Annotated in this window: 15 protein-coding genes; 5 read left to right on the forward strand and 10 right to left on the reverse strand. The window is 68.3% G+C overall.

Annotated elements, in window-relative coordinates; translation table 11 throughout:
- Positions 1-5 precede the first annotated feature (5 nt).
- The 5 genes from IAG39_RS12105 to IAG39_RS12125 are packed head-to-tail and all read right to left on the reverse strand — an operon-like array spanning position 6 to position 4412.
- Positions 6-1376, reverse strand: coding sequence for a sulfite reductase subunit alpha (locus IAG39_RS12105; protein ID WP_118934317.1), 1371 nt, complete (start codon positions 1374-1376; stop codon positions 6-8).
- 4 nt (positions 1377-1380) lie between these two features.
- Positions 1381-2406 (reverse strand): FAD:protein FMN transferase, encoded by a 1026-nt coding sequence (locus IAG39_RS12110; RefSeq protein WP_187524018.1) that lies wholly within the window; start codon positions 2404-2406, stop codon positions 1381-1383.
- 14 nt (positions 2407-2420) lie between these two features.
- Positions 2421-3221 carry a DUF4198 domain-containing protein gene (locus IAG39_RS12115; RefSeq protein WP_059379924.1) on the reverse strand — a complete coding sequence of 267 codons (801 nt, stop codon included), beginning with the start codon at positions 3219-3221 and terminating at the stop codon, positions 2421-2423.
- Between the two features lie 20 nt (positions 3222-3241).
- On the reverse strand, positions 3242-3757 hold the full coding sequence (locus IAG39_RS12120) for a DUF2271 domain-containing protein (RefSeq protein WP_059379923.1): 516 nt from the start codon (positions 3755-3757) through the stop codon (positions 3242-3244).
- Positions 3758-3785: 28 nt separating this feature from the next.
- Complete coding sequence (locus IAG39_RS12125; protein WP_059379922.1) at positions 3786-4412, reverse strand: PepSY-associated TM helix domain-containing protein; 627 nt, start codon at positions 4410-4412, stop codon at positions 3786-3788.
- A gap of 188 nt (positions 4413-4600) precedes the next feature.
- On the opposite strand from IAG39_RS12125, the gene IAG39_RS12130 reads away from it, so the two are divergent.
- Positions 4601-5155 (forward strand): HdeD family acid-resistance protein, encoded by a 555-nt coding sequence (locus IAG39_RS12130; RefSeq protein WP_054452451.1) that lies wholly within the window; start codon positions 4601-4603, stop codon positions 5153-5155.
- A gap of 6 nt (positions 5156-5161) precedes the next feature.
- The gene (gene crcB, locus IAG39_RS12135) at positions 5162-5554 is read left to right on the forward strand and encodes a fluoride efflux transporter CrcB (RefSeq protein WP_059379921.1); all 393 of its coding nucleotides are present in this window, start codon (positions 5162-5164) and stop codon (positions 5552-5554) included.
- 16 nt (positions 5555-5570) lie between these two features.
- Here crcB and hpnE read toward each other — a convergent pair whose 3' ends face one another.
- Genes hpnE through hpnC form a run of 3 tightly spaced genes read right to left on the reverse strand, consistent with a single transcriptional unit; the run spans position 5571 to position 8585 of the window.
- Positions 5571-6893, reverse strand: a complete 1323-nt coding sequence (gene hpnE / locus IAG39_RS12140) for a hydroxysqualene dehydroxylase HpnE (protein WP_118934917.1) — start codon at positions 6891-6893, stop codon at positions 5571-5573.
- The gene (hpnD, locus tag IAG39_RS12145; RefSeq protein ID WP_059379919.1) at positions 6890-7753 is read right to left on the reverse strand and encodes a presqualene diphosphate synthase HpnD; all 864 of its coding nucleotides are present in this window, start codon (positions 7751-7753) and stop codon (positions 6890-6892) included. The genes hpnE and hpnD overlap by 4 nt, the downstream gene beginning before the upstream one ends.
- 1 nt (position 7754) lies before the next feature.
- Positions 7755-8585 carry a squalene synthase HpnC gene (hpnC, locus tag IAG39_RS12150; protein ID WP_059379918.1) on the reverse strand — a complete coding sequence of 277 codons (831 nt, stop codon included), beginning with the start codon at positions 8583-8585 and terminating at the stop codon, positions 7755-7757.
- A 129-nt stretch (positions 8586-8714) separates the two neighbouring features.
- Here hpnC and alr point away from each other — a divergent pair, with 129 nt between their 5' ends.
- Positions 8715-9842 (forward strand): alanine racemase, encoded by a 1128-nt coding sequence (gene alr / locus IAG39_RS12155; protein ID WP_118934915.1) that lies wholly within the window; start codon positions 8715-8717, stop codon positions 9840-9842.
- Positions 9843-9996: 154 nt separating this feature from the next.
- The gene (locus IAG39_RS12160; protein ID WP_042794220.1) at positions 9997-10716 is read left to right on the forward strand and encodes an SDR family oxidoreductase; all 720 of its coding nucleotides are present in this window, start codon (positions 9997-9999) and stop codon (positions 10714-10716) included.
- A gap of 17 nt (positions 10717-10733) precedes the next feature.
- Here the strand turns inward: IAG39_RS12160 and IAG39_RS12165 are convergent, their stop codons facing one another.
- Positions 10734-11591 (reverse strand): LysR substrate-binding domain-containing protein, encoded by an 858-nt coding sequence (locus IAG39_RS12165; RefSeq protein ID WP_118934913.1) that lies wholly within the window; start codon positions 11589-11591, stop codon positions 10734-10736.
- Positions 11592-11672: 81 nt separating this feature from the next.
- On the opposite strand from IAG39_RS12165, the gene IAG39_RS12170 reads away from it, so the two are divergent.
- Positions 11673-12053: a tautomerase family protein gene (locus IAG39_RS12170; protein ID WP_118934911.1), complete on the forward strand. Its 381-nt coding sequence runs from the start codon at positions 11673-11675 to the stop codon at positions 12051-12053.
- Between the two features lie 16 nt (positions 12054-12069).
- On the opposite strand, the gene IAG39_RS12175 is transcribed toward IAG39_RS12170, so the two are convergent.
- Entirely contained in the window at positions 12070-13023 is a 954-nt protein-coding gene (locus IAG39_RS12175) for a LysR substrate-binding domain-containing protein (protein ID WP_054452434.1), read from the reverse strand.
- Positions 13024-13025 lie beyond the last annotated feature (2 nt).

Raw genomic sequence — 13025 nt, forward strand, 5'->3', positions numbered from 1 at the left:
CGCGTTCAATACACGTCGCGGCGGTAGCGGCCGTCGCGCTGCATGGCCTGCAGGCGCGTGGCGCCCAGTATGTCCTGCAGGGCGGCGTCCACGCCGCCGGCCATGCCTTGCAGGCTGCCGCAGACGTAGATGGCGGCGCCCGCGTCGGCCCAGGCGCGCACGGCTTCAGCTTGTTCGCGCAGATGGTGCTGCACGTAGCGGCGCTCGGCCTGGTCACGCGAGAACACCCCGTCCACGCGTTCCAGCGTGCCGTCATTGCGCCAGGCGTCGATCTCTTCCCGGCAGAACCAGTCGTGCGCCGCGTTGCGTTCGCCGAACACCAGCCAGTTGCGGCGCTGGCCCGCGGCGCGGCGCGCCTTGATCAGCGCGCGCAGGCCGGCCAGGCCGGTGCCATTGCCCACCAGCAGCAGCGGGCGGTCGTCGGCAGGCGCGTGGAAATTGCGGTTGACGCGCACGCGCAGGTCGATCGCGTCGCCGGGCTGCGCGATATGGGTGAGCCAGCCGCTGCCCAGGCCCAGCGCGCCATCGGCGCCGCGCATCTGGCGCACCAGCAATTGGATCGAACCGTCTTCCGGCAGCGATGCGATCGAGTATTCGCGGTGCGCGAGCAAGGGGCCGCCGGCTTCGCGCCGCGGGCCGATCTCGGCGATGTCGCCGGCCTGCCAGCCGCGCACGCCATCGGCTGGCGGCGTCAGCGTCAGCAGATAGCAGGGGCCGCCCTGGCTGTGCGGATTGAGCTGTTCGCGCGCGGCCAGGCGCCACGATTCGTAGACGGGCGCCTGCCAATCGGGCAGGTCGCTGCGTCCTGCCAGCAGGCCCAGGTGATGCTGCCAATGGCGCAGGGCGGCGGGGTCGCCGTTGTCGACTTCAACCAGGTCGAACAACGGCGTTGCGCCCTGGGCGTGCAGCCAGTCGTCCAGGCGATGGCCGAAGCCGCAGAACTGGGCATATTCGCTGTCGCCCAGCGCCAGCACCGCGTAGTGCGCGCCGGCAAGCGCCGGGACCGCCAGCTGCATCTGTTCGGCGAAGACCGCGGCGGCGTCGGGCGGATCGCCTTCGCCATAGGTGCTGACCACGAACAGCATGCGGCGATACGCCGCCAGACGCTTGGCGTCCAGCTGTTCCAGCGCCGCCACGCGCACGGCGAGGCCGCCCGCGCGCAGGGATTCGGCGGTCTGCGCCGCCAGCGATTCGGCGTAGCCGGTCTGCGTGGCGTAGGCGACCAGCAAGGTGTCTTCGGGGACGGGCGCTTGCAGGGCTTGCAGTGCCAGCGCCTGTTGCGCCTCATGGCGCTTGGCGCGGCGGCGGGCCCAGAGGCACAGGAGCAACCAGGCTCCCACCACGCATGCTGCCGCGATCAACCGGGTTGCTGGCATGTCGTCAGGCTATGGCGGCCAGCGCCTGGAATGCGGGCGTGGCAACGACGCGCCAGGCGTCGCGCTCGCGCAGGATGAACAAGGCCGCCAGATCGTGGCGGCGCGCATAGGCCAGGCCCTCGTCTGCGCCCAGCACGGTCAGGGCGGTGGCGAGCGCGTCGGCCTGCATGCATCCGGGATGCAGCACGGTGACCGAGGCCAGATTGTTGCGCACCGGCATACCCGTGCGCGGATCGATGGTGTGGGCGTAGCGCTCGTCGCCGCTGCCCGCGTGGCGGCGGTAATCGCCCGAGGTGGCGATGCTGCGGTCGGACAGCGGCAGCGCCAGCGCATGGTCGTCGCTGGCGTCCGGCACTTCGATCGCCACGCGCCAGGGCTGGCCGTCGGGCCGTTTGCCGCGCGCGCGCAATTCGCCGCCGACTTCGACCAGGTATTGGGTGATGCCCAGCGCATCGAGCGCCATCGCGGCGCGGTCCACGCCGTAACCCTTGGCGATGGAGGAAAGATCCAGATAGGCGCCGCCCGGCTGCAGCGCGGCGCGGCGGTCGGTGTCCAGCTGCACGCGGCGCCAGCCGCAGCGGGCGCGCGCGGCCTCGATGGCGGCAGGCGCGGGCGGCTCGAAGGCGCGCTGGTGCGGACCGAACCCCCAGGCGTTCACCAGCGGTCCCACCGTGGGGTCATAAGCGCCGCCAGTGTCCCCGGCCAGCGCCAGCGCGTGGCTCAGCACATGGAAGAATCCCGCCGGCAATTCCTGCCAGCCAGCGGCGGCCTGGTTGTAGCGCGTGATGTCGGAATCCGCTTCCCAGGTGCTCATCTGGGCGACCACTTCGTCCAGTGCCGCCTGGATGGCACGGCGCGCCGCGGCTTCCGTGCGCCCGGCCGGCAGCGCCATGCGCGCCGACCAGGTGGTGCCCATGGTGGCGCCGGCCAGCGCCGCGGGCGCTGCCGGCATTGCGGGCATGGCGCCATAGGCGACGCGCACGGCAGTAGCCGGCGCGCCGCTCTGGGCGTAGGAAGGAGAGTTGGCCATGCGCCTGCGGCGGGTTAGGGCTGCAGCACTTCGACCGTGCCTGCGTAGGACAGGCGGCGCTTCTTGGCTTGCGGCACGCTGACCTTGGCATCTTCCATGCCAGCCTCGATCCAGTACAGGCCGGGCTGCGGCCACTTCACGGAGAACTTGCCGTCCTTGTCCGTCTTCAGCTGGATTTCGCCGACCTTGTCGCGATAACGGCTGCCGCCGGGCACCACGTTGACTTCCAGGTCGGCGGCGGGCTTGCCGTCCAGCAGCATCTGGAAGGTGGCGGGCTCGTCGGTGAACAGGTCGTTCGGGTGGGTCACGGGGGCCAGTTCCAGGCCGCGGCCGACCGGCTTGACGGCCGAGGGCTTGCCGGCGGTCACGAAGGTTTCGACGCGACCCAGGCTTTGCGAGACTTCCAGCTCATCGGCCTTGGCCGGCACGGCCTGCGCCAGGCCTTCGGGCTTGCCGAAGTAGCGCTTGTTCTTGCCGTCTTCCTTCCAGCGCGCGAACACGCCGTCGTTGACCACGGCCACGCGGTACGTGCCGGCCTGCTTCAGTTGCAGGTCGAAGGTGCTGCGCAGCTTGCCCTTATTGACGTTTTCGGCTTCGGCGGCGCTGCCGTCCGGAGCCGTCACGGCCAGGCCGTCCAGGCGCAGCGGGGCGTGGTTGAAATAGAACTTGTCGTTGCCGACGGCGGCGTCGACGGTGACCCAGCTGTCGACGCCGGACAGCACCGTCGAGGACGGCACCATCCAGACGTCATGCGCCTGGGAGGCGAAGGGCAGGCACAGCGCCAGGGCGGCGGCCAGTTTGGCGGCGGATTTCATCGTTGCGCTCCTAGGAGATCTCAAGGTTTCAGGTCGAGCGCGATGGCGCCCAGTTCGTGTTCGCCGCGCGCGGTCAATTGCCCGGCCTTTTGCGGCGGCCATTGGAAGGGAATGCGCAGCAGCTCGCGGCCGCCGACTTCTCGCGCGGCTTCGACCACCACGGCGTACTGGCCAGGCTTCAGGCCCGACAGCGGCTTGCTGGCCGCGTCAAAGCTCAGCGCGTGCTTGCCCACGGGCTTGGTCGCGCCGCTGACGCCGTCCACCGGGAACTGCTGATTGCGGCCGCTGCGGCGCCACCATTGGCGCATGTCCTTGAGCCATTCCGTGCCTTCGTTGTTCTTCTTGGCCACGTCGTACCAGACGGCCAGGTCGGTCGCGACGCTCTGATCCGGGTTTTCGATCCAGATCGCGACGTAGGGACGGTGGTATTCCGCCACGTCCAGGCGCGGGATCTCGATGGACAGGCCGATGTCGGCCGCTTGGGCCGTTCGGGCGATCAGGCCGGCCAGCAGGGCCGACAACAACAGCTTGCGCATGGAAATCTCCAGGGGCGGATCGTTGGAATCAATGTATGAAAAGCAGGGCCAGCACCACCGGGATCACCACGCCCAGGCCGACCATGGGCCAGGTCGCGCTGCGGTTGCCGGCGTGCATCTTGAGCAGCACCAGGCCGGTCAGCGAAAAGACCAGACAGGCGACGGCGAAGATGTCCAGGAACCAGCTCCAGGCCAGGCCGGTGTTGCGGCCCTTGTGCAGGTCGTTCAGGTACGAGATCCAGCCGCGGTCGGTGCGTTCGTATTCCACGTCGCCGCTGGCCAGGTCGATGGACAGCCAGGCGTCGCCGCCGGCGCGCGGCAGCGACAGGTAGACCTCGTCGGCCGACCATTCGGCGGGTTTGCCGGCGGCAGAGGCGTCCAGCGTCTGGTCCAGCCATTGCGCCACGGGCGCGGGCAATGGGGCCTTTTTTTGCGCGGGAGGAGGGGACAATTGCTGCAGCACGGCGTCCGGCATGCGGGCCTCGCGGCTGGTCACGACCGCCCGGGCCTCGATGTGCGAGGCGTTGTTCAGGGTCAGGCCCGTCACCGCGAACAACAGCATGCCCAGCAGGCACAGCGCCGAGCTGATCCAATGCCATTGGTGCAGTGTCTTGAGCCAATAGGCACGGCGGCGGGGAGTGGGTTGACTGTCCATGGGGTATAGGGTGAAAGCCCGCGGATTCTAACATTTAATGAGAATGACTCTTATAAATGTTGCGTCTGCCCGCCCGAGGAAATTTCAATCGATTTCGGGCCGCGCGTCGCGGCGGGGCGGGGGCGTCGTGGCGCCTGTCTGCCAGCAGCGATAAGATAGGCCACCCGTTACAAACACCGGAGGTCGTCATGCTTGAACAGCAAGTCGTGGATCAGATCGGTCGTCATTGGGGTTGGGTGGCATTGCGCGGCGTCGTCGCCATCCTGTTCGGGCTCATGGCCTTGCTCATGCCCGCCATCACCTTGTCCGCGCTGGTGCTGGTGTGGGGCGCTTTCGCGCTGGTGGACGGCGTGCTGGCCCTGGTTGCCGGCGTGCGCATCCGCGACAACGGCAAACCCCTGTGGGCGCTCATCATCGTGGGCCTGCTGGGGATCGCGGCCGGCATCGTCACCTTCCTCTATCCCGGCCTGACCGCGCTGGTCCTGCTCTATATCATTGCGATCTGGGCGCTGGTGTCCGGCATATTCCAGGTCGTGGCGGCGATCCGTTTCCGCAAGGACATCCGTAATGAGTGGCTGCTGGGCCTCTCGGGCCTGGTGTCCATCCTGTTCGGCGGCATGCTGATCATGCAGCCCGGCGCGGGCGCGCTGGCGCTGGTCTGGGTCATCGGCGCCTACGCCGTGTTTTTCGGCATACTGCTGCTGGTCTTTTCCTTCCGCCTCAAACAGCACAAGGCGTCCTGAAATCCGATGTCCGCATACCAAACCCTGATTCCCCTGAATTTCCTGGCCGTGGGCCTGGGCGCCATGTTCGGCGCCTGGACCCGCTGGCTGGTCAGCATGTGGCTCAACGTGGAGTCCTGGCCCTGGGGCACCTTCGTGGTGAACCTGGCCGGCGGCTATCTGGTTGGGCTGGCGTTGGCGCTGGTGGCCGGGCATCCGGAATGGCCGGCCTGGGTGCGGCTGGGCGCAATCACGGGTTTCATGGGGGGCTTGACCACGTTTTCGACCTTTTCGGCCGAGACGGTGGCCATGCTGGAGCGCGGCGCCTACGCCAGCGCGCTGGGCTATGCGGGGTTCAGCCTGATCGGGTCGCTGCTGCTGACGGCGGCCGGCCTGGCCACCGCCAGCCTGTTACGCTAAGGCCTGCGGGCGGCGTTCAGGCCGCTGCCGGATTCAGCACGCGAGCGGCCTGCAGGCCACTGCGCACCGCGCCTTCCAGCACGCCCGGATAGCCCGTGTCGGTCCAGTCGCCGGCCAGCGCCAGGGTGGGCCAGGGCGTGGTATTCAGCGGCCGTGTCAGGCCCGGCACTGCCGCGAAGGTCGCGCGTTTTTCGATGAACAGTTCGGCGGCCGCCACCTCCGGCATGGCCGGCAGGCGCGCGGGATGGCGCGCCGCCTGTTCGGCCACTTGGTCGATCAGCGCCTCGATGAGCTGCCGGCGGTTGCGTTCCGCGAGGCCGGTGGCCGCGCTGGTCACGACCGCCAGTTCGCCGGCCTTGGTGTCGCCGGCCAGTTGCGCGCGGTCGAACAGCCATTGGCCGTAGTGGTCGCGGGCGGATTCCTCGCGCAGCATCATCATGGGTTCGGGCAGGCGCCAGGGATCCTGCAGCCGCAGGTTCAGCGTGGCGATGGGCATGTATTCGAACGCCTTGAGCGCATCCAGCAGCCCGGTGGCGCAGGCTTCCCGCAACGGTGCGTCGAGCAGCCGCGCGGCAAAGGTGGGAGGCACCGCCAGCACGGCTGCATCGAACCGTTCCTGGTTGATGTCGATGCCTTCAGCCGACGGGCGGAGCTGGCGCACGGTGCTGCCGTAGCGCATGGTCACCTGGCGCGCGGCGGCGTCGGGCCAGAGCGCGGACAGGTCGGTGCAGGGCAGCAGCATGTCGCTGTTTTCGCGGCTGCCGGTCAGGCTGTCGCGCAGCACGCGCGCAAACAGCGCGGCGCTGGCCGTGGCGGTCGGCGTGTTCAGCGCGGCCAGGCAGAGCGGTTCCCAGACCTGACGGATCAGCGCATCCGATTGCGCGTGGTAGTGCAGCAGATGCAGGACGGTCCATTCGCGCGGCGGCGTCCAGGCCATGGCTTTCAGGCCGCGCATCAGGCGCAGGGTCGCCAGGCGGTCCTTCCAGGCCAGGCCGCGCGCGCGCAGGATCGCCGCCGCCATATGCAACGGCGCCGGCAGCCGCGGCGCGGCCAGGCGGAAGCGGCCGTCCAGGCTGGCCAACTGCAGCGGCCGGCGCATCAGCAAGGCGTCGGGGTTGCGGCCGACGCGGCGCATCAGCGCCAGCGTGTGCCTGTAGGCGCCCGACAGCAGGTGCTGGCCGTTGTCCAGCGGCGCGTCGAAATCGGTGTGGAAGACGCGCCGGGCGCGGCCGCCGGGCGTATGGCCGGCTTCGAAGACGGTGACTTTGGCGCCGGCTTCGCGCAGGGCGACGCTGGCTGCCAGGCCAGCCCAGCCGGCGCCGATGACCGCGGCCTTCACCGCGCCAACCGGCGGACCAGTCCGCGTCCGCCGCCCACCCAGGTCTTCCAGGCGAGCCACAGCTTGCGCAAAGGGGTGAGCGAGATGCGCTGGTGCAGCACCTGCCAGTTGTCGCGTTCGATCTCGTCGAGCAGCGCGTGGTAGATGGCCGCCATCATCAGGCCCGGGCGCTGCGCGCGGCGGTCGGCCTCGGGCAGGTTGCTCATGGCCTCGCGGTACAGCCCGCGGGCGCGCTCGGCCTGGAACTTCATCAGCGCGCTGAAGCGGTCGGAGTATTCGCCGTTCAGGATGTCCGAGGCCTTGACCTCGAATTGCTGCATGTCGTTGACGGGCAGGTAGATGCGGCCGCGGCGGGCGTCGTCGCCCACGTCGCGGATGATGTTGGTCATCTGGAACGCCAGGCCCAGCTTCTCCGCGTAGACCAGGGTCTTGGGGTCGGAATAGCCGAAGACGCCGGCCGACAGTTCGCCCACCACGCCGGCGGCGTGCCAGCAGTACTTGCGCAGGCCCGGCCAGTCCAGGTAGCGGGTCTGGTCCAGGTCCATTTCCATGCCGTCGATGACGGCCAGCAGGCGTTCGCGCGTGATCGAACAGCTTTGCAGGTGTGGCTGCAGGGCGCGCGTCACCGGGTGGTCCGGATTGCCGTTGTACATCTGGTCGACCTGCGTGCGCCACCAGGCCAGCTTGACGCGGGCCAGCGACGGGTCGGTGCACTCGTCCACCACGTCGTCCACTTCGCGGCAGAACGCGTACAGGGCCGTGATGGCACGCCGCCGCTCGGGCGGCAGGAAGAGGAACGAGTAGTAGAAGCTGGAACCGCTCTTGGCGGCTTTCTCCTGGCAATATTCGTCAGGGGTCATATCAGGTAATTGCGCGCCACAACATGATGGCCCAATCTTTGGCGCCCAATTCGGGGCGATTCATGAATACATCGTAGCCGCCCGCCTCGATACGCTCCAGCACGCGCAGCCCGCCTTGCACCACCAGGCGCAGCTCCAGGCCCATGCGGCCCGGCAGGCGGCGCGCCAGCGGAGCGCCGAAGTGTAGCAGTGCGCGGGCGCGTTCGACTTCGAAGGCCATCAGGTCGCGCCAGGCGGGCGTCAACCGGCAGGCGGCCAGGTCCTCGTCCGTCACGCCGTGGCGGCGCAGGTCTTCCTGCGGCAGGTAGACGCGCTGCTTGTGCCAGTCCACCCGCACATCCTGCCAGAAATTCACCAGCTGCAGGCCGGTGCAGATGGCGTCGGCCTCGGTCACGTTGTGCGGATTGGTGGCTTCGAACAGGTGCAGCATCAGCCTGCCCACGGGATTGGCGGAGCGGGTGCAGTAATCCGCCAGCGTGGCGTAGTCTTCGTAGCGCTTGACGCTGATGTCCTGTTCGAAGGCGGACAGCAGGTCGTAGAACGGCGTGATGGGCAACTGGTGGCGCGCGATGGTGGCCGCGAGTGGCACGAAGATGCCGGCCAGTTCGGGCGAGCCGGGCGCGGGCGTGGCGCCGGGTTCGGCGCCGATGCGGTGCAGCTCGGCGCGGAACGCGGCCAGCTGGCTCAGCCGTTGCGCGTCGGTGGCGCTGCCTTCGTCGGCGATATCGTCCGCTGCGCGGGCGAAACGGTAGATATCGGTCACGGCGCCGCGCAGCCTGCGCGGCAACAGCAGCGAGGCGACGGGAAAGTTCTCGTAGTGATCGATGGGCATATTTGGACTTGCGGATCTGGCCCGGGGGCCTGGACCGATCCATTTTAGAGTAGTCGCATCCAGGCGGCATGGCGCGACGCCGTGCGGGACGCGGATCAGTTAGACTTAAGCGCCACAGGATCCCACACCATGCCGCGTCCCATATCCGCCACCGTCTCCGTTTCCGCGCTTGCGCACAATCTTGCGGCCGTGCGCCGCCACCTGGACCAGACGGCGGCCGCCGCTTCCGGCCTGCCGCCTTCCATCTGGGCAGTGATCAAGGCCAATGCCTATGGGCACGGCATCGAGCAGGCCGTGGCCGGCTTTTCCAAGGCGCAAGGTTTGGCGATGCTGGACCTGGACGAAGCCGTGCGCTGCCGCGAGGCGGGCTGGGGCGGCCCCATCCTGCTGCTGGAAGGCTTTTTCGAACCCTCCGACCTGGACATCGTCGACCGCTACCACCTGAGCACCACGGTGCACAGCCGGGAGCAGCTGGACATGCTGGCCCGCGCGCGCTTCTCGCGCCGCGTCGACATCATGCTCAAGCTGAACAGCGGCATGAACCGCCTGGGCTTCAGCCCCGCAGCCTACGCCGCGGCGCATGAGCGCGCCATGCTGTTGCAGCAGCAGGGCGTGCTGGGCTCGGTGGGCAAGATGACCCATTTCGCCTGCGCCGACGGCCCCCAGGGCGTGAACGAGCAACTGGCGGTGTTCAATTCGGTGACGCATAAGATGCCGGGCGCCATCAGCGTCTGCAATTCGGCTGCCACGCTGCGCTTCGCCGAGATCGCGGTCGCTTCGGAAAACCAGGCGCACTGGGTGCGCCCGGGCATTTGCCTGTACGGCGCGTCGCCGTTCGCGGACGCCGAAGCCTCTTCCTTCGGTCTGAAACCGGCCATGTCGCTGCGGTCGGAAATCATTGCCGTGCAGGATCTGAAGGCCGGCGATTCGGTCGGCTATGGCGCCATCTTCCGCGCCGAACGCTCCATGCGCATCGGCATCGTGGCCTGCGGTTATGCCGACGGCTATCCGCGCCACGCGACCACCGGCACGCCGGTGGTGGTGGCCGGCATCCGCACCCAATTGGTGGGCCGTGTTTCCATGGACATGCTGATCGTCGATCTGGGGCCTGTCCCCGCCGCCGGCGTCGGCTCGCCCGTGTCGCTCTGGGGCGAGGAAGGCCCGTCCGTGGACGAGGTGGCCCTGGCCGCCGGCACCATCGGCTACGAGCTGCTGTGCGCCCTGGCGCCACGCGTTCCGGTCACCCGGGACGTCTGAAACGCGCCGGCTCCTGGCTGCCGGGCAGGCTGTCCGGCAGGCAAGAATTGCTACGCAATTTACAAGACAGGTGACGCCGGATGGTGTCTACTTGGAAGACCGGGCGCCCAAGCGCCCGTTTTTTACCAAGAAAACAGAAGCGAGGTTTCAACCCATGAAGGACAAATGCGTGCTCGTCACGGGCGCCACCAAAGGCATAGGCTGGGCGCTTACTCAGCGGCTGTCCGACATGGGATGTCATGTGGTGGGCATCGCGCGCAATACCACCGACGTGGATTTCCCGGGCTACCTCTATGCCTGTGACCTGGCGGACGCCGGCCGCACCGAAGAGGTGCTGCGCGAGATCCGCGAGAAATTCCCGGTCGATGCCGTGGTCAACAACGTGGGCATCGTCTCGCCCCAGCCGCTGGGCGAGATCGACCTGGCCACGCTGTACAACGTGCTCGACCTGAACGTGCGCGTGGCGGTGCAAGTCACCCAGGCCTTCATCGAATCCATGAAGGTGCGCCGCGCCGGGCGCATCGTCAACGTGGTCAGCCGCGCCATCCATGGCGGCCTGGAGCGCACCGCCTATTCGGCCGCCAAGAGCGCGCTGGTGGGCTGCACGCGCACCTGGGCGCTGGAACTGGCCGAATACGGCGTCACCGCCAATGCGGTGGCCCCCGGCCCGATCGAAACCGAAATGTTCCGCGCCACGCGGCCGGCCGGCAGCGACGCCGAAAAGCGCGCACTGGCCTCGGTGCCCATGAAGCGTTTGGGCACGCCCGCCGAAGTGGCGGCCGCGATCGCCTTCCTGCTGTCGGACGACGCCGGCTTCATTACCGGGCAGGTGTTGGGGGTGGACGGCGGCGGCAGCCTGGGTGGCCGTTCCTGAAGTTTCAAACCTTGTTTTCAGCCTTTCACTGCGCTGCGGAACGCCGCGCCCAGGGCCGTCAGCGCCTCGCGCGCGCGGCCATCCCTGATCCTGGTGTGCAATAGGACTGGTAGTTGCGGCAGGGCAGGCAGTCCCAGCCTGGGGCCCGCGTCGACCGCGCCGAAGGGCAGCATGCGCGGAGACAACGCCGCAACGCCGAGTCCCGCCATCACGGCGGACGCGACCGCCATCACGCCGCCGCCCACAAAGACTTCCGCCCACGGTATGCCGGATTCGTCGAGCAGTTGTTCGGCGATGGCGCGCACGCCGCAAGGTTGCGCCATGGTGGCCAGGGGTAGCGGTTCGCCCGCCCGGTGCTGCCAGTCGGGCGCCGCGAACCAACCGAATTTTTCCTTGGTCAGGACCTGGCCGTCGTCGCGTCCCGCATGCAGGCGCACGATCACCGTATCGAGTTCGCGCCGGTCGTAGCTCTGGAGCAGGTCGCCGGACGAGGCAATCCGGATCTCGATCAGCAACTGGGGATCCGCCGCGTTCATGCGTGCGATCAGCGCCGGCAGTTCCGGTCCCGCCACGTGTTCGCTGATGCCGACGGCAAGGCGCTGCCTGCCCTCGGCGGCCGCGGATAGCGCGCGGTCGTGCGCCGCCAGGAGTTCGCGCGCCTGTCCAAGAAAGGCGGCGCCCCGCGCCGAAAGCTCCACGTACCGCGGCGTGCGTTCGATCAGGCGGAAACCAAGCCGGTCCTCGAGCCGCTTGAGTTTCAGGCTGATGGCCGCTTGCGTCATCTGCAGGACTTCGGCGGCGCGCGTGAAGCTGCCCAGCTCGGCAATGCGGACAAAAGCCCTTACGGCAGCGACGTCCAGTGGGCGTTCAATCATTTCAGATGCTTATCATTGAAATATAGAGCCATAGCTTATCAGAATGGCTAACATGGCATGGCACAACCACGGAGAACCACCATGCCGCTAGTCCATGTCTCATTGCGCGCTGGCAAGCCGCAAGCCTATCGCCAGGCCATCTTCGACAATATCTATCTGGCGATGCGCGAAACGTTCAATGTTCCCGAAGACGACCAATTCATGACCATGACCGAGCATGAGGCGTCGAACTTCCGCTACAGCCCGACCTACATGGATGTGGCGCGCAGCGACGACCTCGTGTACATCCAGATCACGGCGAACAACACGCGCAGCCTGGAACAGAAGAAGGCACTGTTCCAGCGGATCGCGCAGCGCTTGGGCGATGACCCTGGCCTGCGGCCCGAGGACGTGTTCGTGAACCTGGTGGAGGTGGCGAAAGAGAACTGGTCTTTCGGACACGGTCTCGCGCAATACGCTTGAGACCGGAAAGGGGGCGCTACGCGCCCAGCGCGCCGGCTTCCACCCGCAGCGCGTCCAGAAAGCGCTGCAGCGCCGGCGCTGCTTCCACCTGCGCCCGCTGCACCACGCCTACCGGCGGCAGGTTCCAGTCGGGGCGGAATCTCAGGATGGCCAGCACGCCCAGCGCGGCGTAGTGCTGCGCCACCGCGCGCGGCATGGCCGAAAGCAGGTCGCTGCTGCGCAACAGCACCTCGTTGGCCAGCAGCGATACCGATTCGGCCATGGGCGCGCGCAGCGTCAGTCCCTGTTCGGCGAAGTAGGAGTCGATGCGCTGACGCAGCGGCGCCTGGGGCGGCGGCAGGATCCAGTCCTGCCGCGCCAGCGCGGCGGCGGTGATGCGGGTGGACTTGGCCAGCGGATGGCCGACGCGCGCCACCACGCAGATGGGTTCTTCGTACAGGACCTCGGTACGGAACACGGGTTGCGTGGCGTCCAGCATCAGGCGGCCCAGCACGCAATCGAGTTCGCCGCGCGCCAGGCCGGCCAGCAGCGCATCGTGCGCGCCTTCCTGCAGCATGACGGTGACGCCGGCATGGTCGGCGCGCAGGCGCTGCAAGGCGCGCGGCACCAGCACGGGCAGGGCCACCTGCTGCACGCCAACGCGGATGCGGCCGCTGGCGCCGGCCGCCAGCGCCGCGATCTCGTTGCGCGCGCCGGACAGGTCGGACCAGAGCACATCGGCCTTGCGCGCCAGCGCATGGCCAAATCCCGTGGGCACGATGCCGCGGCGCGTGCGCTGGAACAGCGGCACGCCGAACATGTCTTCCAGTTCCAGCAGCTGCTTGCTGGCCGCGGGCTGCGTCATGCCGAGCTCGGCCGCGGCCTTGTGCACGCTGCCCAGCGCGTATAGCGCGCGCAGCAGGTCCAGGTGGCGCATGCGCAGGCGCCCGCCGATGTGGTGCAGCTCTGGAATGCGGGGCGTGGCTGGCATTT

Origin of the sequence: Achromobacter xylosoxidans (assembly GCF_014490035.1) — a bacterium.
Lineage (GTDB): Bacteria > Pseudomonadota > Gammaproteobacteria > Burkholderiales > Burkholderiaceae_B > Achromobacter > Achromobacter bronchisepticus_A.